25 protein-coding genes are annotated in these 24,984 nt (G+C 67.3%); all 25 read left to right on the forward strand.

Features of this window, described 5'->3' with window-relative positions:
- Positions 1–21 precede the first annotated feature (21 nt).
- The 25 genes from ON22_RS33675 to ON22_RS37125 all read left to right on the forward strand — a co-directional run bounded on the left by ON22_RS33675 (position 22) and on the right by ON22_RS37125 (position 24,511).
- Positions 22–450, forward strand: coding sequence for a hypothetical protein (locus ON22_RS33675; protein ID WP_156052443.1), 429 nt, complete (start codon positions 22–24; stop codon positions 448–450).
- A gap of 5 nt (positions 451–455) precedes the next feature.
- Positions 456–1,577 (forward strand): GAF domain-containing protein, encoded by a 1,122-nt coding sequence (locus ON22_RS33680; protein WP_156052442.1) that lies wholly within the window; start codon positions 456–458, stop codon positions 1,575–1,577.
- Positions 1,578–2,212: 635 nt separating this feature from the next.
- Positions 2,213–3,130: a hypothetical protein gene (locus ON22_RS35125; RefSeq protein WP_156052441.1), complete on the forward strand. Its 918-nt coding sequence runs from the start codon at positions 2,213–2,215 to the stop codon at positions 3,128–3,130.
- Between the two features lie 29 nt (positions 3,131–3,159).
- Positions 3,160–3,888 carry a DUF8176 domain-containing protein gene (locus ON22_RS37105; protein ID WP_156052440.1) on the forward strand — a complete coding sequence of 243 codons (729 nt, stop codon included), beginning with the start codon at positions 3,160–3,162 and terminating at the stop codon, positions 3,886–3,888.
- 249 nt (positions 3,889–4,137) lie between these two features.
- Positions 4,138–5,610, forward strand: coding sequence for a cutinase family protein (locus ON22_RS33695; protein WP_157170460.1), 1,473 nt, complete (start codon positions 4,138–4,140; stop codon positions 5,608–5,610).
- A gap of 105 nt (positions 5,611–5,715) precedes the next feature.
- Positions 5,716–7,260: a peptidoglycan DD-metalloendopeptidase family protein gene (locus ON22_RS33700; RefSeq protein ID WP_051158455.1), complete on the forward strand. Its 1,545-nt coding sequence runs from the start codon at positions 5,716–5,718 to the stop codon at positions 7,258–7,260.
- On the forward strand, positions 7,260–7,814 hold the full coding sequence (locus ON22_RS33705) for a hypothetical protein (protein WP_156052438.1): 555 nt from the start codon (positions 7,260–7,262) through the stop codon (positions 7,812–7,814). The genes ON22_RS33700 and ON22_RS33705 overlap by 1 nt, the downstream gene beginning before the upstream one ends.
- Before the next feature lie 53 nt (positions 7,815–7,867).
- Complete coding sequence (locus tag ON22_RS33710; RefSeq protein ID WP_156052437.1) at positions 7,868–8,452, forward strand: hypothetical protein; 585 nt, start codon at positions 7,868–7,870, stop codon at positions 8,450–8,452.
- Between the two features lie 43 nt (positions 8,453–8,495).
- The gene (locus ON22_RS33715) at positions 8,496–8,786 is read left to right on the forward strand and encodes a hypothetical protein (RefSeq protein ID WP_033247156.1); all 291 of its coding nucleotides are present in this window, start codon (positions 8,496–8,498) and stop codon (positions 8,784–8,786) included.
- Positions 8,783–9,043, forward strand: coding sequence for a hypothetical protein (locus ON22_RS33720; RefSeq protein ID WP_033247155.1), 261 nt, complete (start codon positions 8,783–8,785; stop codon positions 9,041–9,043). The genes ON22_RS33715 and ON22_RS33720 overlap by 4 nt, the downstream gene beginning before the upstream one ends.
- 13 nt (positions 9,044–9,056) lie before the next feature.
- Positions 9,057–9,683 carry a DUF8175 domain-containg protein gene (locus ON22_RS35130; RefSeq protein ID WP_051158430.1) on the forward strand — a complete coding sequence of 209 codons (627 nt, stop codon included), beginning with the start codon at positions 9,057–9,059 and terminating at the stop codon, positions 9,681–9,683.
- A 28-nt stretch (positions 9,684–9,711) separates the two neighbouring features.
- Positions 9,712–10,551 carry a DUF8175 domain-containg protein gene (locus ON22_RS35135; protein WP_051158431.1) on the forward strand — a complete coding sequence of 280 codons (840 nt, stop codon included), beginning with the start codon at positions 9,712–9,714 and terminating at the stop codon, positions 10,549–10,551.
- Entirely contained in the window at positions 10,545–12,101 is a 1,557-nt protein-coding gene (locus tag ON22_RS33735) for a hypothetical protein (RefSeq protein WP_156052436.1), read from the forward strand. Before ON22_RS35135 ends, ON22_RS33735 begins: the two co-directional genes overlap by 7 nt.
- 189 nt (positions 12,102–12,290) lie before the next feature.
- Positions 12,291–12,680, forward strand: a complete 390-nt coding sequence (locus ON22_RS33740) for a hypothetical protein (protein ID WP_033247153.1) — start codon at positions 12,291–12,293, stop codon at positions 12,678–12,680.
- Positions 12,681–12,698: 18 nt separating this feature from the next.
- Entirely contained in the window at positions 12,699–14,222 is a 1,524-nt protein-coding gene (locus tag ON22_RS33745) for an SCO6880 family protein (protein WP_033247152.1), read from the forward strand.
- 1 nt (position 14,223) lies between these two features.
- The gene (locus tag ON22_RS33750) at positions 14,224–15,927 is read left to right on the forward strand and encodes a putative type IV secretion/conjugal transfer ATPase (RefSeq protein ID WP_051158432.1); all 1,704 of its coding nucleotides are present in this window, start codon (positions 14,224–14,226) and stop codon (positions 15,925–15,927) included.
- Positions 15,924–17,873, forward strand: a complete 1,950-nt coding sequence (locus tag ON22_RS33755) for a type IV secretory system conjugative DNA transfer family protein (protein WP_051158433.1) — start codon at positions 15,924–15,926, stop codon at positions 17,871–17,873. Before ON22_RS33750 ends, ON22_RS33755 begins: the two co-directional genes overlap by 4 nt.
- Positions 17,870–18,511, forward strand: a complete 642-nt coding sequence (locus ON22_RS35140) for a DUF4913 domain-containing protein (RefSeq protein ID WP_051158434.1) — start codon at positions 17,870–17,872, stop codon at positions 18,509–18,511. The genes ON22_RS33755 and ON22_RS35140 overlap by 4 nt, the downstream gene beginning before the upstream one ends.
- Positions 18,512–18,551: 40 nt before the next feature.
- On the forward strand, positions 18,552–20,906 hold the full coding sequence (locus ON22_RS37110) for a hypothetical protein (RefSeq protein WP_157170461.1): 2,355 nt from the start codon (positions 18,552–18,554) through the stop codon (positions 20,904–20,906).
- Positions 20,907–20,928: 22 nt separating this feature from the next.
- On the forward strand, positions 20,929–21,477 hold the full coding sequence (locus ON22_RS37115) for a DUF4913 domain-containing protein (RefSeq protein WP_051158435.1): 549 nt from the start codon (positions 20,929–20,931) through the stop codon (positions 21,475–21,477).
- Positions 21,478–21,583: 106 nt separating this feature from the next.
- Positions 21,584–21,727, forward strand: coding sequence for a hypothetical protein (locus tag ON22_RS37120; RefSeq protein WP_156052435.1), 144 nt, complete (start codon positions 21,584–21,586; stop codon positions 21,725–21,727).
- A 51-nt stretch (positions 21,728–21,778) separates the two neighbouring features.
- The gene (locus ON22_RS33775; protein WP_033247150.1) at positions 21,779–22,063 is read left to right on the forward strand and encodes a hypothetical protein; all 285 of its coding nucleotides are present in this window, start codon (positions 21,779–21,781) and stop codon (positions 22,061–22,063) included.
- A 127-nt stretch (positions 22,064–22,190) separates the two neighbouring features.
- Positions 22,191–22,832, forward strand: coding sequence for a hypothetical protein (locus ON22_RS33780; protein ID WP_033247149.1), 642 nt, complete (start codon positions 22,191–22,193; stop codon positions 22,830–22,832).
- Positions 22,829–23,137, forward strand: a complete 309-nt coding sequence (locus ON22_RS33785) for a helix-turn-helix domain-containing protein (RefSeq protein WP_063820704.1) — start codon at positions 22,829–22,831, stop codon at positions 23,135–23,137. The genes ON22_RS33780 and ON22_RS33785 overlap by 4 nt, the downstream gene beginning before the upstream one ends.
- A gap of 336 nt (positions 23,138–23,473) precedes the next feature.
- Positions 23,474–24,511: a ribonuclease H family protein gene (locus tag ON22_RS37125; RefSeq protein WP_157170462.1), complete on the forward strand. Its 1,038-nt coding sequence runs from the start codon at positions 23,474–23,476 to the stop codon at positions 24,509–24,511.
- Positions 24,512–24,984 lie beyond the last annotated feature (473 nt).

The following is a 24,984-nucleotide window of genomic DNA, read 5'->3' on the forward strand; positions in this document are numbered from 1 at the left end:
GAGCCGGGAAGGAAGCGGTCGTTGACCGGGCCGCCGCCGAGGTTGGAATCGGCGTTGACAGCGGTACGCGGCCTCGATCCGGCTGAGGGCGGGGTGCTGCTGGCCGCGTTGTGTGGTGAGCAGGTGGTGGCCGCCCGTCACTTCGGATTGAGCGACGTGCAGCGTTCGGCGGTCGAGGCGGCTGTGGTCGGCGCCGACAGTATCGTGCTGGTGGCCCTCGGCTCGATGAAGGTGGCCTCTCGTGCTCTGGCCGTCGCCGAGTCGATCGAGCGGCTCGCCGGTGACCGCGTGCAAATTCTGGCGTCGGTCTATCTGCCGGATCTCGCCGACGGCACCGCCTGGACTGATTTGAGCGGTCGGGTGGGCGATGGGGTCGTGCAGGCCGGCAGGCCCCGCCCTGCTGTCGGTCGCCGTTGGTTCCGGATGCCTACATGGCGCAGAGGACGGTGAATACGATGACAGAATCTGCGCAGGACAGCGGTGTGGGCGAATCGGCTCAGCCGGTCAGGTCGCCGCACACCAGCGCTGTGCGTCCTTGGGTGTTGGTTGAAGCGCTGGGCAGCAAGGGTGAGGAACGTCGTGTGGTCGCCGAAGGGCTGCATCCACGGCGGTATACGCGCCTGACGCGTACGCGGATCGCTGGGAGTCGCGCGATCGCCGAGCATTTGCCCGCAGTGGTCGACGCGGCCGTGGACAGTGGCGAACCTCAGGTCAAGGTCGCTTACCCGCCGTCGGGTGCTCATATCCGTATTACCGCTGTGCCGGTGATCGGGCCGGACGGGTCGGTGCTCGCGGTCCAGGTCTGGGCCGGGCCCAGAGCGCAGGTCGCACCGGAGCGCCCCGCGGTAGGCACTCTGCTGTGGCAGACGCCGGGCACCGGGATCGCGCTCACCTCTTCGGTCGCCGAGCAGCTGCTCGACACGGGTATCTCTGTGTCCGCCGAGCGGGCGCTACCGGATCTCATTCGCCATCTCGAGGGTCTGGACAACCGTGCTGATCTGTTGCGGCTGTTCGATTCCGGTAGTCCGCCGGCCCTGTACGCCGGGTTCGCGGTGACCACTGGCGAATCGTCACAGACCCGGCGGACCCTCTACATCACGGCGCGAAGCCGAGGCAGTGGGTCGCAGCGACGGGCCTCGGCGTTGATTGCCGATGTCAGTCTGACGCGCCCTGCACCTGCGCCGGCGTTCACGATGCGATTGATCGATGCGATGCCCACCCCTGCCGATCATGCGATCGGTGTGATGGACGTGCGCACGGGTCTGGTGCACGACTGGGTTCGTCGAGGCCGGGCCCCCTTGGATCGCTGGATGAACGAGATCCCCCACGTGCACCCCCATGACCTAAACGAACTGTCGATTGTCCGCGCCGCGCTGCTCGACGGCGTGGGCTCAGCACGGGGCAGCTGGCGGTTGCGGTTCGATGAAAAATCGCCCTGGACAAGGGTCCACGCGCAGTGGCGGGTGCTGGCCTGGGATCCCTCCCCGCAGGCGCTACTCGAGCTCCACGCCCTCGATCTCCACGTTCCAGATCCATCGCCCCGGCAGGTGTTGCATCCCCCGAATGCCCGTCTATGACAGCACAACACGAACGGGGCTGCCGCCCTCCCCGTATCGATTGGAACTCTGGGCAATCGATCACGCTCGACAGACAGTGTCGTCAACGAGAGCGCCGTCGACGTGGTGCAGGGGGATTGCCAAGCCCGACTGTGAACCTTAAGCTAAAATCGCGCTCCGTCTTGGGGTTTCCCGGAGTCCTGTCATTCACGGATCCGGATGTAGCACTGCGGCTGGCTCGGCTGTTGCCAACAGTCCGATCCGTGCGCAGTTCGTCGAACCTAGTCGATGTTGCGATACACGGTGCGCGCAGGAGACGACGCGCTGACATCCTGCCTCCCGATTTGCCGCGGCCCCTCGATGTTTCGGTTCGACCTCCAGATCGATTGAGGGGTATCACCACCATGGACGATTCTTTTTGCCGCCGCTTGCAGCGCGCCGTAGTCACTGGGGCACTTCCGGTGGCGGTCGCCGTGGCAATGGTGTCCACCGCGCATGCCGAACCGGGGCAGGCTGGTGTAACGCCGGAGACACAGGCGGGGATGATCACGCCAGCCGAGCCTGCGGCGCCGGAGCATGGCATCGCGGTGCTGGTACCCGATCCGCCACCGCCGTCGGTGCCCGACCGGCCAGCTCCCGAGCATCAGGCAGAAATCTTGACCGCTGCACCGGAAGTCCAGTCTGCGACCCCCGCTATGCAGTGGCCTGCCGAACCCGAACCCGAACCCGAACCCGAACCGTGGCCGGAACAGACCGCGCCCGCGTCGCCACCTGCCCCGGCGCCGCCAGCCCCGCGCACCATCCGCGCCGGCGACGTAGAGTTCGTGGTTCCTGACATCATCGACCCCTACCTCGAAGAGGATATCGAGGCGTGGTTGCGGTGGGCCGAGACTGAGATCGCCATCGGCTACGACGGCCTCGGCATCCCACGCAGCGAGTCCGACCGCCGCGCGCTGTCGACGGTGACCGGCGGCGCGATCGGTGGATTGGTGGGCGCGGAGCTCGTTGGTGTCCCCACCACCGCCCTCGGTGCATTGCTCGGCGCCGGTGCTGGCGCTCTCGTCGGGTCCGGTGTCGGTTCGCTTGCCGGAGGTGTCGGTGCGGTGCCGGGAGCTCTGCTTGGGGTTGCAGTGGGAATCCCGGTCGGGGGTGCATTGCTGGGCATCCCGGGTGTCGTGGTCGGCGGCGTGGTCGGCGCAGCCGCAGGCGGTGGACTCGCTGCGGCGCTCGGCGCGAGCACCGACCCCACACCCGCACCGCCCCCGCCCGCCCTGCACGAGTTCGGCGCCCCACTCCCGGCCCCGGCCGAATCCGGATGTGGCTGCCACAATGAATCCGCGCTCAATACACAGCCCGCGCCCGCACCGATGCCGGATCCGCTGCCCGCGATTGTGGAGGCGGCGGCCCCGGCGGTTGACGCGGTCGAAGCAGCGGCCGCGCCGATCGTGCAGGCCGCCGCCCCGGTCATCGATGCGGTGCGGGTGGCAGCCGCGCCGATCGTCGACGCACTTGCCGGTGCCGCGGCCCAGCTGCTGCCCCCGCCGCCGCCAGCACCCGCACCACCGCCGTGCTGATGGACGGGCAGCGCAGCGAGGTGGGAGCCATGGCCACAAACCGAGACACCCACCATGAAGTGGAGCAGTGGTGGGACGCACTCATTCTCGACGATTCGCACTCACCCAATGCGCCGACAACGATGACACCGACAGTGGTCGGGGGCCGTGGTGATGCGAGCGCCCGAGCGGGAATCGATGAACTGGCGGATCGGCGACTCGTAGATCCAGCTGCCGAAGCACCAAGGCGGGCGCGGCCGGTGTCCCGACGCCGTGCGTTGCTCGGCGCAGTCGGCGCCGTAGGGCTGGGAGTGGCGGTCATGCTGGCCGTGTCGATCAGTGATACCGCGGAACCACGTACCGACGCCGCCGAGGTCTCGCTTGCCCCCGCTACCCCGGCGCCGGCCGCAGCCCCGCACTGCCCCGACCGAATCGACGGAGACACAGTGTTGGGCGCGGGGCGAGGCGGCACCGATAGGGCACCCGAGGCAATTCTGGGTTTCGAGCATGCCTACTACATCGAGCGCAACGGCACGGCCGCGCGCGCGTTCACCACACCTGATGCTGCGGTCCCCGCTGCCGGGGTGATCCAGGCCGGTATCGACTCGGTGCCCCAGGGCACGACCCACTGCGTCCGAATCACCGCATTGGGCCCGGACACCTGGGCGGTGGATCTGTCGGAGCACCGCCCAGGTGAACGAGCGCAGCTGTACCTACAGACCGTGACCACCACCAACCGCGACGGTCAGATTCTGATCACCCGGATCAGTCAGCGATGACCGCGGCAACCACACTGCCTGTACCTCTCGCCCGGCCAAACAGGCTTGAGGCCCGCCGGGCGTCTTTCCCGCGGGCGCCGACCGTCCGGCTTTGGCGGGATGTCCACCTCCGAGTACGCAGAGATCACAGGGCTCGGCTTCTCTCGGCCGCGAAGGTTGCTGGCGCCGACCACACCGTGCGGTCTATCTGCGTTTGATGGGAGAACTGCGATGAGCACACCCGACCGGCATGCCACGTGGGCGCGGATCGTGGTCGCCGCGGCCGCGGCCGCCGCCGTTGTTTGCGGCTCCGCGCCCGCCGTGGCCCAACCGACAAGCGCCCCCGCCGCACCGCCACCTCCGGTGGGGCAGGCGATTCCGTGCACGCCGCTGCATGTTGTCGGTTTTCAGGGCACCGGCCAGTCCGGGGAGCAGGCCAATCCCACGGTCGATTCCGGATTTCTCGGCGATGCGGTGACTCGTCCGCTTCTTCAGGCTGCGCAGCCTTTCGTCTCGCGGCAGCTCGTGGCCTACGCCGCGGATTTCGGGTTCGCGAACAAGCCTTATGTCGATTCGATGACTGCGGGTCTGGCCGAGGGGTTGCGCACGATCGCTGAGTACGGTGATCGTTGCCCGGACGCCAAGATCGCGATCATCGGCTATTCGCAGGGCGCTCAGATCGCTGATGAGATCGCGCGCATGATCGGCAATGGTGATTTGAATTCGCCGGTGAAGGCTGATCGGATCGCTGCGGTCTCGCTGTTTTCGTCCCCGATCCGGGAGAACGATGCCGCAGTGTTTCCTGGGACGCGGCAGCGACTCACCCCGGCCGCGCCGGCGGGGGTGCCGCAGTCGGTGCTGTCGCAGTTGCTGCTGGCCGATCCGGCTCCGGCCCCGGGCGCGGGGCTTGCGCCGAAGGTCGGCAAGTATCTCGGGTATGGGCGCCTGACCGGGCTGGTGGCTTCCTGGTGCAATGGCGGGGATATCGCCTGCTCAACCCCGGCGGATGCTCCGCTGGCACGCACTGTGGCCAATCTCGGTGGCCAGATCCATTTCTCGGCGCAGGACCCGTTGCAGACCGTCGCCGATATCGCCGAGGCATTGGGCGGCTCGGTCTTGCGGACCGCGGCCGGGGTTATCAACAACGACGTGAACTTCAGCAACGGCCGGTTTTCGATCAACAACTCCGGCACGACGATTCTGGGCCGGCTGGCACAGAACTCCGATCCACGGGCCGCGACCACCCAGGCCGATACCGACGTCATCCGGGCGGTGATCAAGACCGGCGTCATGGGGTTCAATGCCGCGATTACCCTGGCGCGCAAGATTTTGACCCCGACCAACATCGCCTCTCTGGTCGCGGTCGGGATGACCAACCCGACCGCTGCGGTGGCCGATCTGGGTATGAAGCTTGCCGGTGCGGTGCTCGACCTGGTCCCACCGGCAACGATCTCGGCGGGGGTGCGCTACATCTTCAACGAGGTCACCAGGGACGTCACCGACAACGCGGGCCTGGTCAAGATGGCCACCGATCTGCGGTATTGGAATTCCGGTGCTCAGCACACCTCCTACGACATCGCTCAGGTCGGCGTCGACGGCCAGACCCCGGCGCGCTACACCGTCGACTGGTTCGCGGCGCTGGCCAATGCGCTCGGCGAGAAGGCCGTCGCGACCTCCACCACGACCCGCCCGACCACGGTGGCACCCACTACGTCGAGGCCGGCCGTCGTGCCGACGAACTAGGTCATGGGGAATCGGCGAGGTGATGAGTGATGACGGCGGCAGACATCGGGACCGGGCGTGAGTGTCGGCGGCGCGGCGTCCGCGGCGGCGGCCGGTGGGGTCGCGATGATGATGGTGACCGCGGTGATGCTCGTGCTGTTCGACGACGCCGAGCAATCCTCGACGGGCTGCATGCCCGGCGATACTCCGCCGCCAGTGCTGGCCGGTGCGGCGTCCTCTTCCACGCCGGTGCCCGCACCGGCGATGGCGCCGGGAAGTGGTGGGCAGCGGGTGGTGCCGATGGCTGAGGGCACCTACACGTTGTCGAGCGGGTACGGCCCGCGGTGGGGCGGCATGCACAAGGGGGTGGATCTGGCCGCCGAGGTCGGCACCCCGATCTATGCCGCGGCCGCCGGAAGGGTCGTCGCAGCCGGTCCCGCATCGGGTTTCGGCAATTGGATCGTGATCGATTCCGTCGATGACCAGGGCCAGCCGTTTTCCACCGTCTACGGGCACATGTTCGACGACGGCGTCGGGGTGTCGGTGGGTAAGCAGGTCGAGGCGGGCCAGCAGATCGGCGCGGTCGGCAACGCGGGCGAATCCAACGGTCCGCACCTGCATTTCGAGGTCGTGCCCGGTGGCCGCCTGGCCGGCGGGGAACCGATAGACCCGATGTCGTGGTTGTCCGGTGCGGCCACCACCGCCGGTCCGGCAGTTGCGGACCCGAGTGCCTCCGCGCCTGCGAGTTGCCCGCCGGGTTTCGGGACCCCGGGCGGTCAGCTCGCCGAGGGCAAAGTCCCGGCCGAACTCGATCAGTGGTATCGGCGGGCGGGTTCGTTGTGTCCGCAGATCAGCTCCTCGCTGCTGGCAGCCCAAGGCCGTCAGGAATCGGGGTTTCGCCGCGAATTGACCTCCCCGGCCGGGGCGCAGGGTCTGGCGCAGTTCCTTCCTGGGACCGCAGCCTCACTCGCCCCCGATGGACAGCCCTACGTCATCGACGCCGACGGCAACGGCGCGGCCAGTGTGTGGGACGACGGGGACGCGATCGTCGGCCAAGGCCGCCTGATGTGCGCGCTGGCAGAGCGGATCGAGGGCTGGAAAGGGCAGGGCAAAGTATCCGGTGACATGGTCACCCTGGCGCTGGCGGCCTACAACGCCGGCGAGGGCGCGGTGCTCGAGTACGGCGGTGTGCCTCCGTACCGGGAGACGCAAAACTATGTGCAGGCGATCGTGGCCGCCGAACCGGAGTTTCGGGCGGCGGGAGCCAGCGGCCGGTTCGTCCCGGCACCCGGTAGCCCGCGCAGCGAGCAGACGGTGGCCGCGGCCCGCGAATATCTGGACACACCCTATGTCTGGGGCGGGGGAGGACCGAGCGGCCCCTCCGGGGGAGGGTTCGACTGTTCCGGGCTGACCTCGTATGCGATCCATGCCGCCTCGGGCGGCTCGGTGACGTTGCCGCGCACCAGCGAACAGCAATGGACGGTGGGTGTGGAGATCCCCATCGAGCAAGCTCAGCCCGGCGATCTGGTCTTCGGCGCCTGGGGCGATGCGGGCCCGGGGCATGTCGGGATCGTGGTCGCACCGGGCCGGATGATCCACGCCCCGCAGACGGGGGAATCGGTGACCGAGGCCGACTTTCAGCCAGGCATGCGGGCACGGCGGGTGATGTGATGCGCACACGAGCCCTGACCATCGTGTCCGGCGCAGCAGGCTGCCTGATGGCGTGCACGGTCGCCGGATGCGGGAGCAACAACGCGCCCGCCCCACTACCTTCCTTGCCACCTGCCCGACCGGCCGCGGCCGTGCCGCTGACGGCGCCCGGGCCGGCGGTGGGGGAGGGCCCCGAGGCTGTGGCTGCGAGAGCTATGCGGGAGCTCTACACGCTGCGGCCCGGCCGGGAACGCTCCGGTGATTCGTTGCGCCGCATCGTGGGCTGGTTGAGCCCGGCGATGCGCGCGAGGGTCGCGCAGTTGCCGCCTGCCCCAGGGGAGGCGGTGCAGTGGGCGTCCTGGGCCCAGCGGGGCGCGCGGATCGAGGCGGCGACGTTCGTCAGCGCTGAACGTCCACCTGGTGAGGAGCCAGGCCAGGCGCGGCGAAAGGTCGCGGTGCACCAGACGGTGAGCTGGCCCGACGGTCGCGTCGAGTCGCTGCCGGCGTTCACGGTGGTCGTTCTCGTCGTCGAGGGCAACGAGGGCTGGCGTGTCGATGACTACCGGAGTTGGTGACGGCGATGGTGGGCGATTCGACGTGGCCGCCGGTTCCTCTGTGGAACCAGCCGGTGCCTGGTCATGTTGGTCGACCGCCGGTGCTGTGGCTGGTCGGGGCGCATGGTGGCGCGGGTGTCACCGTGCTGGCGCGGTCGTTGAGTTTTGCGGGGGATGCTGCGCGGCGGTGGCCGGGATTGATCGGCCTGGGCCGCGGCCTGGATTCTCCGTTCGTCGTAGTGGTGGGCCGCACGCATATGTCGGGGCTGGCCGCGGTGCATCAGGCCTTGCTCTCGCACGCGCACCGCGCGACGCCTGCGGGGGTGAGGGTGCTCGGTGTACTCATCGTCGCCGATTCCGATCGGCCGTTGTCGAAGTCGGCTGCTACCCGCCGAGATACCGTCGAGGCCTTGGCCTGCGATCTGGGCGCGCAGCCTTTTCGGCTCGGCTGGATCGAGCCCTGGCGCTCGCTGGAACCCCACGAACTGCCGGCATGGACACCGGATCAGCCGCGCCGCATCGGCGACCGCGATGCCACGAAGTTTCCACCTGCCCCGGTCGCCGGCCTCGCCGAGAACCTGTTCGCCGCTGCGCGCGGCGCGTTCACCAAGCTGCGCCAACAGCAGCCACCCACCACCGGACGCTCGATCGCCGGATGACTCGCACGAAACCGTTCACGACCATGAAGAAAGGGAATCGACCATGAGCGTCACGCTTGCCGCCTTCGATGTTGTGGCCCAGCAAACTGGAGAGCAGATCTCGGTCACGCCTGTTCAGCCGCCGGGTTCGGAGAAGATCCAGTTGCTGTTGGGTGTGGTGTTGTGGCTGGTCACCGCCGCGCTGACCGGGCTGGGGATCTTCTCCGGGTTCAAGTTCGCGGCCGCCTTCAGCGAAGGGCATGCCTCGCCGGGGCAGAAGATGGCCCCGCTCGCGTGCGCGGTCGGAGCGATAATTTCGACCACGGCTGCGCTGTGGGTGTCGTTCTTCTCATGAGCGATCCCGTGCTGGTCTATGCCCTGATCATGCCGCCTGCCGAGGTCAGCGGGCCGGTGTTGTCGCTGCTCGGCCATGTGCTGTGGCTGGTGCTGGCGGCCTGCGTCGCCAGCGGTATCTGGGCCGGGATCGAATTCGCGCGCGACTACGAGTCCGGGAAAGGGTTGAACCAGGCCAGTTCCCGGGTGCTCACCGTCGCGATCTGCTCTCTGGTCTCCGGCAGCGCCAGCGCCTGGGGCGTACTCCTACTGAATTGAGGACATCACGGCGATGAGGATTCATTGGACACTGTTCGCCGTCGCGGTGATCGTGGTGGCCACGCTCGCCGGCTGCGGACGCGACGACACCGATCCTGGCCCTGTGGTGATAGATATTTCGGCACCGCCACCTGGGGCGACGTGGCAGCTCTACCGCGGCGTGTATGTGCCCTACACTGCGGCGGGCCCCGCCGACACCAGCGGTGCAGCACCGGCACGCTACGAGCACACTCCGCAAGGCGCGGTCGCGGCCGCGATGCAGGGCCAGGCGCGGCTATCCCTCGCTCCGGACGACAGCTGGCCCGCAGTGACCACCGCGGTCACTGTTGCCGGGCCCGGCCGTGACCGCTTCGCCCTCGAACGGGTCATGGCCTCGATCACTGCGCCGGCCGACCCCGGGGCGACCGCCCAATACGCCGGGTTCCGCCTCGAGAGCTGGAGCCTCGCGGCGGTGACGGTGTGGCTGGCCACCCGCATGCCGACAGGGCAGCTGTCGGCGCAGCCGACGCGGATGGTGTGGCACGCCGGTGACTGGAAAATCGAGCTTCCCGCCACCGTGGCCACCGGTCCAGACGGCCGCGTGCCCACCGACCCCGTCGCGCTTGAAAACCTCTACAGGTACACCGAATTTCACCGCTGACCGAACCTTGGGGAAGGGAGACCACGTCGTGACCGACGACACCGACAACAGCTCCGAGACACGCACAGGATGGACACGCAACCGAACCACACTCGTCTTGGCCATCGGGTTCGTGGTTTTCGTGGTGGTGGCCGCCGCCGGAGTCTTGGGTGGACGGCTCCTGACCGGGAACCAACACTCCGATCCACAGTCGACATCCACACTCTCGACGCCGCCGGGGCCCACCCCTTCCCCTCCGAGGGAGGGCGGGTTCGGGCCGCTGTCGGCCGACGGCCTGGGCCGGCCTGTCGCGCACCCGTTCAATGCTGCGGGGCAGGCGCTTCCGCAGTCGGCGGTGTCGCGGCCCGACTACCGGTGTGAATTGCCGCCCAACTGTGCGCCGGTGCCTGCGCCCGAGGCGATGATGTGGCAGGAGATCAAGCCGTCGGTGCTGCCGTTCTCGACCAGCGATGGCCCCGCCCGCATCGACGGTGTAGCCGCCACCGGCTACACCCGCACCCCGCAGGGGGCCGCGCTCGCGGCGCTGCAAATCTTCTGGCGCGCCGTGGCCAGCCGCACCAACTTCGATGTGATCACCGACCGGCAGATGGTCGGCAGCCCCGAGGACCTCGAGGCGCTCAAGGCGACCAAGGACTGGGATTACACCAGCCGACCCGCAACAATTCCGCGGCCGTCGGCCTTCCGGGTGACGGCCTGGCAGGACGAGTTCGCAGCACTCCAATTCGCTGTCCCGACCAAGGACCCCGGCATCTACAGCACGTTGGCGCTCGAGGTCGTGTGGCGTGACGGCGACTGGAAGCTGAGGGCGCCGAGCACGCCCAGCCCACAGCGCAAGGTGATTTCGCTGGTCGGATGGACCCAATGGTGAGACGGGTGCTGATCATGGTGGCCGCCGCCCTGGCGGCCACCATGATCTTCCCGACGGTCGCCGTGGCCCAAGTGCCCTGGGAGCCCGGATTGCCCTGGGAAGACCCCGGCACCACTCAGCGGCCCGCCGATCCCGGTGACCCCACCACCGAAGACGACATGTATGCCGATTGTCGGGAGTGGGGCGAGAATGTGCCCGGTCCGCTCGGGTCGGTTGTCGAGGGTGTCTGCGATGTCGGCACCGCGGCGCTCAACCCGGGCGAAGCCGCTGGCGAAGCGCTCAAGGGCGTGGTGGGCCGGGCAGCCGAGGAGTTTGCAGACGGCTGGAAAAAGGGCATCGCTCTGATGTTCTCATGGTGGTATCGCACACCGATCACTTCCTCGACCAGCTCGGACGGCACCTCGGACCTGGTGGGCAGCGTCCACGAGTACCTGCGGTTCTTCCAGGTCTGCGCGTTCATCGTGAGCGTGCTGATCGCGGTGGGTCGCGTAGCGCTGGCTTCCGCGCAGCTTCGTAGTCAGCACGCGACCGAGGCCGCCACCATGGTCGTGCGCACCGTGGTGGTCTCCAGCATGGGTGTCGGGCTGATCGTGCTGGCCGACGATGCGATGCGGGCGTCCTCGGTCTGGCTGCTCGAAACCATGGCCGGCGGGGTCGACCCCGGCCAAGCCCTCGAACGGATCATCCAGATCAATACGTTGGGCAGTCTGCTCGGCGCCGGTCTGTTGTTCGTGTTCGCGGTGATGGGTGTGTGTGGCGTCATCGCCCAGATGGTGTTCATCCTGATCCAGATCGCGGTGTCCAAACTGGTGCTGGGAGTACTGCCACTGGCGGCATCGTTCTCCGGCACCGAAGCGGGTAAGCAGGCCTACAACAAGCTCACCGCCTGGACCGCAGTGTTCCTCCTGTTCCCGCCGGTGACTGCGCTGATCTACGGCACGGCGTTCTCACTCACCCTCGGCGCCGAGGACGCCCAAGGCGCGCTGGCGGGAATGATCTTGTTGACTCTCTCGGCGCTGGCGCTGCCCGCATTGGTGCGGTTGATGGTGCCGATGGCCGGCCAGGTGTCCGGCGGCAGCGGCGCGGCTGTAATGAGCGGGGCGCTGCTGGCCTCCGGCGCCGCTCCGCTGCTGGGCGGATTCGCCGGCGGTGCGTCCAAGATTGGTGAGGGCGGCCAGGACCCGGCGGCGTCCGGTGGTCGCTCCGACAGTGACGCGCCCACCGGCGCGGTTGCCGCACCCACTTCGACATCACCGCCCGGTGGGTCCTCCGGACCCGCCGGTGCCGCCCCCTCCGGGGGCGGGGCGGCCGGTTCCGGTGCAGCATCGTCCGGCGGCGCGGCCGCGGGAGCCGCTGGTGCTGCGGCGGGGCCGATCGGGGCCGCCGCAGGCGAAATCAAGCAACGGGTGGAGGGCGCAGGCCAGGGGGCAGGCCAGATCCTTGCCGACGGCGCTCAACGCGGCACCGGATCCCCGGACGTGCCGCCACCCCCGCCGGGGCCGCCTGGCTCGGTACCGCCCTCGGGTGGACGCTCCGATGGCGAATTCTGATCAGGAAAGGCGACCGTGACCGGACAGCGAAAACCCTCAAAGACACATCACGCCTGGCGGTTACGCGGGCCACGTCGCCCCGGGCCTGCACGCTTCGCCTGGAGTCGGCTGCGCTCCCCGCACACCCAGCGGGAGGCGAAGACGGCGCGGCCCAGCAGCGATGGGAGGCCGCGCGGTCAGGACCCGGTGATGGGCACCGAAATGTGGTGGGGCACCGACACAGCAGGTCGACGCTTCGGGGTGATCTGTGATCGCAGGCTCGGGCAGTTCACCGCCATCCTGCGGTGCACGGCGGGCCCGTTGGCCGCGATCGAGCAGGGCACGGTTCCCGGGTGGGGCCAGTTCCTCGCTGAGGCCGCCGCCAGCGGCGACCTCGCCACGATCGCAACCGCGCGCCCGCACCGTGGCCGGGACGCGCACATCACGCTCACCTGGCAGGCCCGCACTACCCCAGGCATCGACGACCCGGCGGTGATGATCGGTGAGCTGGCCAGCCGCATACCGGCTTTGTGTGAACGCTTGGGCTGCTACCAGGTGATCGCCGCACCGATGTCGGACCACGAACTATCCACGACGTAGCGAAAGGCGGCGGCAACGATGGGCAATCAGCTGGACTCCAATGCGCGGCGCACCTACGGCGCCGGCCATGAAGTGCGCCGCACCTTCGCCTTCGGCTTGCCACGCAAGGTGTTCTACGGCATCTTCGCCTCGATCGTGGTCGGGGTGATCATCTCGATGATCGGCATGCCCATTATCGGCCTGGGCTGGTCACTGTTGTCGGTCTTGGCGGCGCTGCCTTTGAGCCTGCGACTCACCGGCAAGACCGGCTACGAGTTCTTCCTGCTGGAATGGGCGTGGCGGCGCCAGAAACGATCCGGCCGCAACATTCTTCGCGCCGGACCTCTCTCGCACGCACCCGGCGGCCGAACCCGGCTGCCCGGCATCGCCGCGGGCACCGAAATGTGGTGGGGCACCGACAAGTACGGGCGCCGCTTCGGCATGATCCGGATGCACTCCACCAGCCAATACACCGCAGTCCTACGCTGCTCACCTCGCGGTCTGGCCGGCATGGAGCAGGACATGATCAACATCATGGTCGCCGAATGGGGCGCGTTCCTGGCCAAGATCGCCGAACCGGGCGATATCGCCGCCACGGTGACCGTGCTGGAGACCATCCCGGAAACCGGTGCCCGCCTACACACCGAGATGGCGCGGATCCAGAGCGACACAGCACCTGCCAACGCGCGCGAGTGGCTGCGCCAAGCCGGCGCCGGGCAGGCCGCCGACCGCACCGGCTACCAGCTTCATGCCCGGATCGCGATCACCTTCAACGCCCACACCGAGGCCAAACGCAAAGACCCGATGGTAATGGTCGGTGAGCTGGCCGGCCGGCTCCCGGAGTTGTGCGAGCAATTGAGTCGCTGCCAGGTGATCGCCGAACCGATGTCGGATCACGAGATCGCGGCTACCGTGCGCCGCTGCTATGACCCGCGCCGGGATACCGAGATGGCAGTGGAGAAGCTGATGCGCTACCGCGGCGCGCCACCACCGGGAGAGACAGTCGATTGGACCGACGCCGGACCGATGATCGCCGACGAGCTGGACAAACAGACCTACTCCCACGACAGCGCCTACTCGCGTACCTGGGTGATGGTGGACCCGCCGCGTGGATTCTTCGATGAAACCGTCCTGCGTTCGCTCATCGCTGGCCGCGCGGATGTCCGTCGCAAGCGGGTCGCATTGACCCATCGGCCGCTCTCGTCCGCCGACGCTGCCGAGAGTGTGAACGCCGACATGCTCTCGGCGGTCGGTGAGGTGACCGCGACGCGTGGGTTGTCCACGGCCCGCGCCAACCTCAGGGTGGCCGCCACCAATCAAGCCCGCGTAGAGCAGGCCCGCGGCGCGGGAGTCACCGACTACGACCTGGTGATCACTGTGAGCGCCGCGTCCGTCGAGGAGCTCCATGCTGGTGGCGAGATCACCGACGACCTGGCCACCGGCGCACATTTGCGGATCCGGCCCGCGTTCGGTCAGCAGGCCGCAGCGTTCCAGACCGCACTCGGGATCGGTGTCCTGCTACCCGATCACGCCACCGTCAGCCGCACTCTGCAAGGAGAATGAGATGCGCCGACTCTATGGTTCTCGCCGTTTCGTCGAGGACCGGCTGCTGCGCTCGTATGAGGCGCGCACCCCAAGACTGAAACCGGCGTCCCCGGACGCGCTGGTGCTGGGACGCCAACGCCGCCGAGACGCCGCCAAGGCCAAAGCCCGCGCCGATGCCGAGCACTACCGCGAAGAGCTCGCCGCGCGTGACCCGTCACGCCGGGAACCGCGGTGGCGGCGAGCATATCGGTTGACCGACCGAGGGTTCGCGGGAGCCGGCGGGGGAGCGATGGGGGTGATCGACCCGCCTCCGCGATTCCGGGCGACGACCGTGCAGGCCTGCGGGCTGTACCCGTTTCCGATCGGGGACACCCACCCCCTGGTGGGCACGCCGCTAGGCATCAACTCCAACACCGGTGGCACATTCTGCTATGACCCGACCTCGGCGACCTACTGGTCGAGAACCCAGGTCACGCCGAGCCTGTTCGTTCTCGGGTTGCCATCGTTCGGAAAGTCCAGTCTGGCCCGCGAACTGGTGATCGGTGAAGTCGCCGCCGGACGCTGCCCGATCATTTTCGCCGATACCAAAGGCGAATACACCAAGCTCGTCGACGATCTCGGTGGCGTGGTGATCGGGCTGGGCCACGGCCACGGCCACCTCAACCCGCTGGCAGTCGGCGCCCTCGGTTCGATCGTTCCTCGCCTGCTCACCGCCGGGCGCCCGGACCTCGCCGCGAAAGTCCGCGCCGAAGTCTTGGCCCGCCGCAGGCGTTTGGTGCAGGGCTTGTGCGAGATCGAGCGCGGCGAACGACTGGCCCAGATCGAACGCAACATCCTCGGCCAGGCGCTGCGGATGCTCGATGAAGACCCCCGGTTCACCCCGACCGAACCGCCCCTGATCAAAGACCTGGTCGCACTGATCGAGACCGGCCCGGACCAGCTGATGCGCCGCGCCCGCGCCCGCGAGCACAACGACTACACCAGCATCGTCGCCGGACTGCTGGCCACCCTGGACGCGCTGCTCGACGGGGACCTCGGCACCGTGTTCGCCGGCCACACCTCCCAGCCGCTGAACCTGGCCGACGAGGTCCCCACCGCGGTCTGCGTCGATATCTCGGCCCTGTCGGCCAGCGACGAAAAGCTCCTGGCGGCAGTGATGTTCGCCTGTTGGGAAGACGGTTTCGGTGCCGTGGAGGCCGCCCACACTCTCGCTGATGCCGGCATGACCACCCAGCGCACGTTCTTGACCCTCGTCGACGAGTTGTGGCGGGTACTCAACGCCGGCCCCGGAATGGTCGAGCGCATCAATGCCACCACCCGGCTCACCCGCACACTCGGAACCGCGCTGGTGATGATCACCCACACGGTCAAAGACCTCGAATCGCTGCATTCCGAATCCGATGTCAAGAAGGCCAAAGGGTTCATCGAACGTTCCGGTGCGGTGATCGTCGGCGCACTTCCTCGCGACGAGATGAACGCCCTGGACCAGATCATCCCGTTCACCGCCGCCGACCGGGCCATGGTCTCGGCGTGGAGCACCCCCGGAATGTATGACACGGCGACCGGGCGCCAGGCCGCCTCACCGGGCCGCGGCAAATTCCTGCTCAAGCAAGGCACCCAGCGGGTGCCCGGGGTGCCGTTCGAGACCCGCTTCACCGATATCGAGATCCAACGCGGCTGGCACGACACCGATACCCGATTCGCGGGGGTCCGAGCAGCATGAAGACACCCAACGTTCCCTCGAGCACCGACCGCCCGATCTATGCGGGCAATTCCGAAATCGGGTTCTATGCCATGGCCAGCATGCTCGGGCTGTGGCTCGACGCAACGGCAACGGTGTGGCTGTCGCTGTGGCTGGGCGGCGCCGACCCGGTCAATCCGCTGATCGTGGTGCTGGCATGGGCTGCCGGCCGACTGACCTGGACCACCGCGGCGATCGGATGGGCGCTGGTGTTCCTGGCCGCGCACCTGGCAGCGCTGGTGTGGGCCGTGCGGCGTTGGCGGCAACGTACCCACGCGCGCAAAGATATCGCGCGACGTTTCGATTTCGTCGCTCAATGGATGGCCAAACCCTCCGATGTAGGTGCGCTGTCACGGGAGGCAGGCTTGGCCACCTCGGCGCGACTGGGCAGCGCTGCGTGGCCGGGCAACCCGCTGGGGATGCTGGTGACTTCGCGGGGAACGCCGGGCTACGAGCAGGTCAAGACCGAATTCGAGCCGGCGAGCATGCTCTACAGCGGCTGCGAGGCGTTGACCGTCGATATTTGGGGCCCGCGACGGGGCAAGACCACCAGCCGGGTGATTCCGGCGATCGTGGAAGCTCCGGGGGCGTGCGTGGTGACCTCGAACCGCCGCGACGTCGTCGACGCCACGCGCGGTGTCCGCGAGAAGCGACGCGGTGGCGAGGTATTCGTGTTCGATCCGCAGCGCATCACCGGCCCTGGCGAGCCGCAATTCTGTTTCGATCCGCTCTGGGCGGTCACCATGGACGACCGCGAAATGTGGCCGGATCGCGCGGAGAAATTGGCCGACATCTTTCTTGCCAACACAATGCCACCGGGAGCCCGACCGGACCCGTTCTTCGATCCCGAAGGCCGCGACTTGCTGGCTCGACTGTTCCTGGCGGCCGCGGTATCCGATCAGCCGAGCACCCGGGTCTACGACTGGATCACCGAGCCCACCCCGCAGCCGCTCAAGCATCTCCAACAGAGCGAATTCAGCACGGCCGCGGCAGCATTGTCGAAATTCATCGGATACTCCGCGCGGCAGAAAGACGGTCTCTTCGGCACAGCGAAGAAGATGACCAACATCCTCTCCCGCCCGAGCGTGCAGAAGTGGGTGAACGCGACCGCAGGACGCCCGAAGTTCGATCCGCAAACCTTCGTCACGACTCCCTCGACCCTCTACATACTGTCCAAGGAGGGCGTGGACAGTGCTGGAGCGCTGGCCACGGCGCTCGTGTGGGCGGTCTGCGATGCCGCCGAACGCTACGGCGAACGCTGCGGTGGCCGGATGCCGGTACCGATGGTCGTCCCGCTCGATGAGCTGGCCAACGTGATCAAATGGCCCGACCTGCCGGGCAAATTCAGCCACTACGGCGGCCGCGGCATCCTCATGATGGCCGTGCTCCAGAACTGGAGCCAAGGCGTCAACACCTTCGGCGCCGAAGGCATGCAACAGCTGTGGGATGCCGCCTCGATCCGGTACTACGGCGGCGGTGTCGCCGATGAAGCGTCGTTGGGCAAGCTCAGCGAGCTGATCGGGCCGCGCTGGGAGATCGCGACGTCAACGAATATGCAACGCCCCGCCGACTTCCTGTCCTCCGCCAGCGGGCATATCTCGGTCAGCCGCGACACCCGTGAACACAAGATTCTCCCGGTCGCGCATCTGTCGCAGTTGCCGCGCGGGCGAGCGGTGATGCTGTGGGACGGCAAACCCGCGCTCGTGCGCCCGGTCCCGTACTGGGACCGCCCCTACGCCGCACAGATCCAGAAATCGCTGGCGACATACGCGCCCAAGAGTTCGCTTGAGAAACCCCGGCCGGCGCTTGAGGCGGCCCCACCGCGGTGGTGTGCGCGGATGCTGCCGCACCGGGCGGCTGCGGCGTTGCCCGAGGCTGCGCATGTGCTCACGTCCGGCCCTGCCGAGATCGAGGACCAACCGCTATGACCGGTCAAGCCGACAACGATATGAAGGTGAACGAGCAGGTTGGCAAGCAGCTCGCCGAACTGATGGGACGGCGCTTCGCGCCGAGCCTGCGCGATGTGGCCAACACGTTGGCCGACCGCAAGTTCACCGAATTGATCAGCACCGCCAACGGCGGGCGGATCGGCCGTCAGCTCGATCAGTTGGCCGCCCGCATCGCCGAGGAGAAAATCCAGGCACTGGTGCAGGGCCGAGCCGGGCCGGCCGAAACCCTGGTCTATCCCTCACTCGAGGAGTTCTGTGTCGACTTCCTGTTCCCGCTGTATGCCGCCAACCTGCATTCCACGGCGATCAAGTGGTGTCCGTCCTGGTCTGTGCATATCGCGGCGACAGTCCGGCTCGAGGCCCTGTGGCGCTCGTTCGAGCATAACCGCCTGGAAGGCTTGCCCGGCGTGGCGAACTGGCTGGTCAGCATCGCAGACCCCATCATGGCGAAACTGATGGACCCCGACGGCCCGTTCGTCTTCTGCGATCCGATCAAAGGCCACGAACACAACGGCGAAGACCAGGTCGCCGATCTCCCGCACACCCCACTGGCGGAGGGCACACCCTATGCCCGCCGGCACCCTCCTGAACCGGCGTCGGCCCCCGACCCGCGTTGACGAGAACTAGTTCGGTGACATCGAGAACAAGGACGAGATCATGACTACCCCTCCTTTGGAAGATCCAGGCAAAGAGCTGGCCGCCGCGCTGCGCACCGCGGTGCTGGCCGCGGTCAAAGTCGGTGAACTGCTCTACCGGCGCCGCGAGCTCATGCTGCGCCGCGAGCTGGCCGGCGCACAGTCCTCCGCGCGCGACATCGAGCGACGGGTGAATACCGAACGTCGCCTTGCCGCAGACCGGCTGCGGTCGGCGCGTCCAACCATGCGGGCACTGGCCGCGGTCACCCCGGACAGCGTCGCCACGGTCTATCGGGATGCAGTGGCCTGGCGTGATCAGCTCCCCGAGGCGAAAGAAGTCGCCGAATCCATCGAAACCTACATGCGCGGGTTCGGCCTGGACCCCGACCAACTACGCGCGGCAGGCAAGGAATTCGCGCGACGCGTGGAGCCGACGATGCGACCGGGCCTCGACCTGAAGCTGACCAGTGACGATCACGCACGCGCGGCCGCCAACGCACCGGAATTGACCGATCATGTAGCCGCAGAACGCGACCGGATCCGACCTGCGACACTCAAGGTATTCGGGGAACATGTAGGTCCACGGCGTCGGGCGGAAGTACTGGCCGAGCTCGACCGCGTCGATGAAGCTGCGGCCCGAGCGGTCTATGAGCGCACGCAGGGATTGACGGGCTCGCAGCAGCTGACACCGGCGATGCTGGCGGATTGGCGGGCAGCCGAGGCGATACGGTGGGCAACCAACGCTCAAGCCGGGGATCTGGCGTTGTTCGCCGCGCTGGTGTTCGACGGCGAGGCCAGCACGGACACCGATGACTCCGATCCTGCGGCCTCACAGATGACCGACCTATGGTTGGCGTGGCGGGCGCGGGAAATCGAGGGCCTTTCACACCCCGATTTCGCGCAGCTGTCCGGACTGGTGTTCGCCGCCCAACTGGACCGTGCCCACGAGTTCATGGCCGACTTCGACCCGGACGGGTACGCAGAATGGCAGCGAATGCGCTCCATCGATCCGCAACGCGCCGATATCGCCTTGGTGCGCCGCTACGAAACCGAGCAAGCTACACAGTGGGCTGGCGAGATCGGTGACGACCTGTGGAAACACGGATTCGCGCGCACTGCCGCACAGCACCCCGACGAGGGACTCGACGATATCGCTCGGCGAGTGTGGACCGCGGCGGGAAAGCCGGAGCCGGCCTGGGATCCCGAGTCCACCACGCCGTCGCTGGAAGAGCGGTGGGCCGCCCAGACACAGGCCGCAACCCGGGTGATACAGCAGGATCCCGACCTGTGGCGGGATTGGCAGGCATGGCGCGCCGATCCCAACCACCCGCCCGTAGAGATGGCCGCCCAGGAAGCGGACATGGTCGCCGAATACCACGAGTTGATGGCCGAGACCTGGGCCGAAGACGCGCGCGAAGCGGGCACGCTGCCCGCGTCCGTATCGACGAAAACTCGCGACCAGCTGATGGCGGCGTGGCGGCTGCACACCGCCGGCCAGCAGGGCACCGACCTGCCGTCCGATGCCGACCGTGCGGTTCTCGATCGGGCGCAAGCCTGGCTTCGGTCCCGCGACCCGTTGGCATACATGGCCTATCAGGCGCATCTGGACGCGCTGCCCGACACCGACCGCACCACTGCGCGGGCGGAATTGGTGCGGGACTACGAAACCCACGAAGCACGCCGATGGGCCGAAGCTTCCGAGGTGTTGGGCCAGGTGCCTGAGGGAACTTCGACACGTGACCCTGATGCCCTGATCAAAATGTGGCGCGCCTACACCGCCGCACGAGACGAACAACGAGCCGCACAGCAACCGGCGACATCCGGCGGAGGCGACAACACGGCCGCTGGCAACACCACCCGGTCACGCGGGGGCCAGAGCAAAGAAGGCGGACGCACCGGCCGGTCGGCCCAATCGCAGCCACCCACGCTGAAAGAGCTGGTGGGTAACCGTATTCCTGACTGGGTCTACAGCAAGCCTGCATGGAACAGGGGCGCGGAGCGCGCCTTTCGCGGCCTTGTGGAAGCCGGCCATGACCCCAAATACCTCGCCGATATCGTGGCGAAGCTTCGTCACCATGAGGCACGAAGTCCGGTGGCGCTCACGATCTGGGCAATGCGTGAAGCGGTGGGCCAAAACGGTGCCGACCCGGCCGGCACTGGCACGAACAACAGTAATGAGAACCCGGCCGACCAGGGCCCGGGGCGTGGACCGACGACGGCGGGGATGGATCCGGCGGCCGCGCGAGCATGGAAGGTCGCCAATCGTGCGTTCGGGACCGCGCCGACCTCGCCAGTACAGCCTTCGTCAGGTACGACCCCGGGGTCGACGGTTCCGCCGATGGGATCACCACACCGTTCCCACGACCAGAGCCGATGACCGACCAAGGAGGTCAACGCCGATGGATGATCAGCAAATCGACACCGAGGTGGCCCGCCAGATCCAAGCGCTGGTGGCCAAGACCGCAGCCAAGAAGCTCGCGCAGATCCTCGAGGCCGATCCCGACCTCGCACGCACGATCGAGACACAGGCACAGCAGACCGCGGAAGCGCAACTTGCACGGCTCGCTGCCGAAGCCGCCCAGAGCGCGGCACCGCGGCGTTTCGCCCATGTTGGCGAATGGGTAGATGAATATCTGTCCTACGCCTATTGGCGTGATGTAGAAGGCATCGGAGACAGCGACCTCCGCTGGTGTGCGCATTGGGGGGAGCACCCCGAGGCTGCTGAGCGTCTGGGTCCTCTGTTTCAGCGCTACCTTGAGCTATCGGGCACACCCGAGGGCATGTTGTCGTGGTGGGAAGATGCCGATCACGCCATGACGAAGCTGATGGCCAAGAACGGACCGTTCAGCCGGTGCAGCCCGGGGAAGCACTACGACGGCGAGGACGCACAAAACCTGCATTGCGAACCCGCGCCAGACGAGATCGTGCAGCAATGGACAGCGCTGTGAGCGCCAGTCCTGTCGAAAAAGTCCGTCGACTCTGCGTCATCTCACCCGATCGTCATGAGTGGGCCGCAGCAGCAGTGCTGGAACAGATTTTGTGCCCTTTACCTGGATGGCGCCGCGATGGACACGGGCGGTACTGCTCGGCGGGATCGCCGGTGCGGTCCTGGACTCGATGCTGTCCCAACATGTCGGTACCGGCCGCCATCATCAACCGATCGGCTCCATCGAGCCAACACTGTTCGACATCACCTGACCGCTCGCGCCGCGGGCTACCGGAGACAGGTAACGACGAAAGAGAGCCGCCATGAGCACCGACATAGAACAGGCCGAACGACGCGCCATCGCCCGCCAGCTCCACCACGCGACATCCGGAGCCAGTGAGGTCACAACAGCTCTCGACATGTGGTGCGGCAACGGTGACTACGCCACCGCCTCCGAACAGACACGCGACGCAGCCGGGCTGCGCGCCCTCGCCGAACTGGAAGCCACAGTGGAGAACCTGACTGCGGTCCTGGAACACCTCGCGAGCACCGTCGCCGGACCAGGGACGCCGAGCAGGCCCACCGGTGAGGTTCAACAGACCCACTAGCCGGAATCGCCGCAGGCTGCCCACCGCCCTGGCCGCTCCGCAGCGCCTGCTACGAGCGATGCTATCGTATCCCGATATGTATCGGGAAACGATAGGGTCGCGGGAGCCAGCTGGTCAGCGATCCAGGATGCGTGCGGGTTTCCGCCAGCACAGCACCGCCGAAACATGCGATTCCGGCGGATGCCTCAACGACGAGCACAACGCTGGCCCAGACGGCCAAGGCCGAGCGGAGGTCACCATCAACCTGACAAGGCCGCTTCGGATACTGCTGTTCGCAGGGTTGCTGTACACCATGGTCAGCGAAGTGGTGCAGGTCATCGTGTGGCCCTCGGTCTGGCTCGAGCGCGACCTCGTTGTCGATGGGATGCCGGTCGAAAAGGTACAGGTCAGCATGAGCGGAGCTGGTTGGCTCGAGCGGGTGGCCTGTGCTGGGCCGATGGTGTTGCTCGTGGCGTTGGCCGCGTTTCCCGTCTTCGCGGTGGTTCGCCGGATAGCTCGGGAAGGCATCACCGGTGACAACATTTTCGCGGCTGCTTTGAACACTCGAATTCGAGCATCGTTCCGGTGGTGCTGCCTCGCGCTGCTCGTCTATTTCGCCGCCTCGTTCGTGTCCGATTGGCTGCTGGGCCAGCACCTCGGCGGCGATGTCTCTCAGCCGCCCAGTGGCATCGCGGTCGTGCTTCTCGTCGGCGGGGGCGCCGCCTGCACGTTCCTCGATGCGGCGAAATATGGGCGCGGTCTGCGCAGTGAACTGGACACGATCCTATGAACACCGCCACCGCCACCGGCACCTCCAACGATCACGAGATCGAGATCAGGGTGGATGCGCTGAGGCGGCAGCGAGGCCTGACGTGGGCCGAGCTGGCCCGTCGCGCCGATATCACCGAAGCGAACCTGTACGCACTACAACGCGGCGATAAGACCGGCATCCGTTTCGGAACGCTGCGACGCGTGTGTGATGCGCTGGAGTGCACCCCGGGACAACTGCTGGTCTACACCCCGGAATCATCTGAGTCCGATGCCGGTTCTTCGACACCACCGCAGCCGGCTCCGGCGCAGGTTTCCCGTGCCTGAACCCGCAATCCGCTGCCGACCTGCAACGCACTCGACAACGCTGCTCGGTGTGCTCGGCACCCCACCGACAGTGAGGGCGGGCTCTCGGTAATGGTCCACTCTCGCCTGACGAACCACGCGACCAGCAACGCCCCGACACCTCTGGAAACCCTCGCTATGGGCAGGTACTGCCACGAATGCGGCTACGCGCTCAGCGACCCAGAAGCCAACTACTGCTCGAAAACCCACCAGGGCCGGGCCAAGAACCGCCGCCGACTCACGCGGCAGCGAGCCGGCGGCGACTGGGTTCAGTGCCCCACACCGCACTTCGACGCCTTCCCCGACCACGGAGCAGCCGTGATCGGCGCCGCGCACCGAGGCGGCCTGGCCTACATGTGTGGATGCGGCAGTCATCACGTCTGGCCCTCGCTCCCACCTGACTCGAGGAACGTGCCGTACTGCCTGTGGTGCGCCGCACCGCTGTCCTCGACCACGAGCGTGTACTGCAACGAGGACCACGCCACCAGACAGGAGAACGCCCACCATCGTGCCGCCGCTGGAGCCCAGCCGTGCTCCGACCAGGACAACAAAGGATGGGAGCACCGCGGAACCGCCCTGCTATGGGCGCGGCAACATAAGAAGACATCCTGGATCTACCGTTGCCCGTGCGCTCTCTTCCACATCCGATCGAGCATCGAGATCGATCGACTGCGTGTGCGGCTGCTGCCTGACTCCGCGACCACGACCTACGTCCATGGCACCACGCCCAGATCAGCTTTTCGGTCCGACCCTGGTGAACGGGTATGGCATGGCACCGTATCCGCTGCTCTCGCGGTCAGCCCGACCGTGGTGGCGACCGACGGGTCGGCCAAAGCCGGGAGTATCGGATGGAGCTTCGTTGCCAGCGACGGCCGATGGGCCATGGGTGGAGGCCACGACCGCGATCGCCCGCAGCGACTCGTCGATCACGGGCTGATGACGACATACGCAGAGCTACGCGGTCTCCTGCTGGCCTTGAACGCTTTCGATTTCGACCGGCCTCTGGTTTTCCTCCTCGACAGCGCCCCGGCCATAACATTGGCACGCCGGTGGCGGGCGGGCGCACTCACGGCGATGCCTAAGGGGTACAACAGCGCCCCGTACCGAAAAGGCCAGGCCTCGGCTTTGACACAGCTGGCCGAGCGTGTGCACCGCCACGAAGCACCCCTGTCGTTCACCCGGATATCTGCCCATACAGGGCATCTCCTGAACGAAGCCGCGGACAGCCTTGCCAGCATTGGACGTAGGTACTACCAACGCGACGTCCCGTACAGCAAGGGCTTCAACCGTGCGGATGGACTCGTGCAAGCGTTTCTTCAGTCACCTTCCGCAGAAGCATTGGTCTCGGAGTGCTGAGGCACACTTGCCGGTGCTGGCTGTTTTCACCCACTCGCCACCCGCTCCGGACGCCGACCCAGCCACATCAGCATGGCCAGACGGAACACACTCGATAGATCGGAGTCCAGAAAGCCAGCCGCGGATCGCCCAGTCAAGTCGGTTCGCGATCTTCCACTGGGCAAGTACCGTGCAGGCCAATCAGCCTGGCGAACTGCACCACATCAACACTGTCAGGTGGGGCATCTCGTCCATCCCTCCGGCAATCGCTCGACCATGCCAGGCATCGGACCAGCGCCCACGGTTGCCGGTCCGCGGTGTCCAACTCACCGAGAACGACAGCTCGAGTTTGTCGGCACGATCTGCCATCGTGGTGGTCGTGAATCGTCAGCCTGGACTTCAACGGGCCAACCCCGATTTCACCGGACCGTGCACCGCGGGCCGGCAACCTTTCGTCTCGCATGTCGCAGCGACAGCGGGGCGCGGCCAGGGCA

The sequence above is a fragment of the Nocardia carnea NBRC 14403 genome (genome assembly GCF_000308515.1).
GTDB classification, from domain to species: Bacteria; Actinomycetota; Actinomycetes; order Mycobacteriales; family Mycobacteriaceae; genus Nocardia; species Nocardia carnea.

Coding starts and splice junctions, on each gene's coding strand:
- ON22_RS33705 (WP_156052438.1), top strand. CDS start 7,260: ATGCGCACACGAGCCCTGACCATCGTGTCCGGCGCAGCAGGCTGCCTG.
- ON22_RS35130 (WP_051158430.1), top strand. CDS start 9,057: ATGAGGATTCATTGGACACTGTTCGCCGTCGCGGTGATCGTGGTGGCC.
- ON22_RS33750 (WP_051158432.1), top strand. CDS start 14,224: ATGCGCCGACTCTATGGTTCTCGCCGTTTCGTCGAGGACCGGCTGCTG.
- ON22_RS33735 (WP_156052436.1), top strand. CDS start 10,545: ATGGTGAGACGGGTGCTGATCATGGTGGCCGCCGCCCTGGCGGCCACC.
- ON22_RS33680 (WP_156052442.1), top strand. CDS start 456: ATGACAGAATCTGCGCAGGACAGCGGTGTGGGCGAATCGGCTCAGCCG.
- ON22_RS33740 (WP_033247153.1), top strand. CDS start 12,291: ATGGGCACCGAAATGTGGTGGGGCACCGACACAGCAGGTCGACGCTTC.
- ON22_RS37110 (WP_157170461.1), top strand. CDS start 18,552: ATGACTACCCCTCCTTTGGAAGATCCAGGCAAAGAGCTGGCCGCCGCG.
- ON22_RS33755 (WP_051158433.1), top strand. CDS start 15,924: ATGAAGACACCCAACGTTCCCTCGAGCACCGACCGCCCGATCTATGCG.
- ON22_RS33785 (WP_063820704.1), top strand. CDS start 22,829: ATGAACACCGCCACCGCCACCGGCACCTCCAACGATCACGAGATCGAG.
- ON22_RS33780 (WP_033247149.1), top strand. CDS start 22,191: ATGCGTGCGGGTTTCCGCCAGCACAGCACCGCCGAAACATGCGATTCC.
- ON22_RS33715 (WP_033247156.1), top strand. CDS start 8,496: ATGAGCGTCACGCTTGCCGCCTTCGATGTTGTGGCCCAGCAAACTGGA.
- ON22_RS37105 (WP_156052440.1), top strand. CDS start 3,160: ATGGCCACAAACCGAGACACCCACCATGAAGTGGAGCAGTGGTGGGAC.
- ON22_RS33745 (WP_033247152.1), top strand. CDS start 12,699: ATGGGCAATCAGCTGGACTCCAATGCGCGGCGCACCTACGGCGCCGGC.
- ON22_RS37120 (WP_156052435.1), top strand. CDS start 21,584: ATGGCGCCGCGATGGACACGGGCGGTACTGCTCGGCGGGATCGCCGGT.
- ON22_RS35140 (WP_051158434.1), top strand. CDS start 17,870: ATGACCGGTCAAGCCGACAACGATATGAAGGTGAACGAGCAGGTTGGC.
- ON22_RS33720 (WP_033247155.1), top strand. CDS start 8,783: ATGAGCGATCCCGTGCTGGTCTATGCCCTGATCATGCCGCCTGCCGAG.
- ON22_RS33775 (WP_033247150.1), top strand. CDS start 21,779: ATGAGCACCGACATAGAACAGGCCGAACGACGCGCCATCGCCCGCCAG.
- ON22_RS37115 (WP_051158435.1), top strand. CDS start 20,929: ATGGATGATCAGCAAATCGACACCGAGGTGGCCCGCCAGATCCAAGCG.
- ON22_RS33700 (WP_051158455.1), top strand. CDS start 5,716: ATGATGATGGTGACCGCGGTGATGCTCGTGCTGTTCGACGACGCCGAG.